General features: G+C 74.8%; 1 protein-coding gene. It reads left to right on the forward strand.

The window, feature by feature from the left end; all coding sequences use genetic code 11:
- Positions 1–563, forward strand: a 563-nt coding sequence (locus G3I78_RS47210; RefSeq protein WP_164436787.1) for a YncE family protein, incomplete at both ends; no start/stop codon positions are given.

Consider the following 563-nt stretch of genomic DNA (forward strand, 5'->3'; position numbering starts at 1 on the left):
CCCTCGGACGAGCCCGCGGTCCCCGAGGAGCCGGTGGAGGCTCCCGCGCGCTACCTGCTCGCGACCGAGGCCGAGTCCGACGGGCTCGCGGTCGTCGACCCGACGATCCGGGACGGGAGCGCCGTCGTCGACCGCGTCGAGGTCGGCGCCGCGCCCTGGGGGATCGCCGTGCACGCCCCGACGATGCGCGCGTACGTCTCGACGGCGCAGGGCGTCGCGGTCGTCGACCTCACCACGAGCGAGCGCGTCGACCTGATCCCCTACCGGGACACGCCCGCCCGGGTCGGGTTCGGCGAGTACCGCCGCGGCGTCCTGGGCATCGCGGTGTCGCCCGACGGCACCCGGGTCTACGTGGCCGTCCACCGCGGCGACTCGTCCACGCTCGAGACGATCGACGTCGCCGCGCGCGAGGTCCTCGCGAGCACGCCCGTGGGCCTGCGGCCGTTCGACGTGCTCGTTGCGGCCGACGGCAGCGAGGTCTACACGGTCGACCACGACCAGTTCTCGGTGCACGTCGTCGACACCACGACGTTCGAGGCGCGGCGCATCGAGGTCGCCCCCTT

This window comes from Streptomyces sp. SID13726 (assembly GCF_010548375.1).
Taxonomy (GTDB): Bacteria; Actinomycetota; Actinomycetes; order Streptomycetales; family Streptomycetaceae; genus Streptomyces.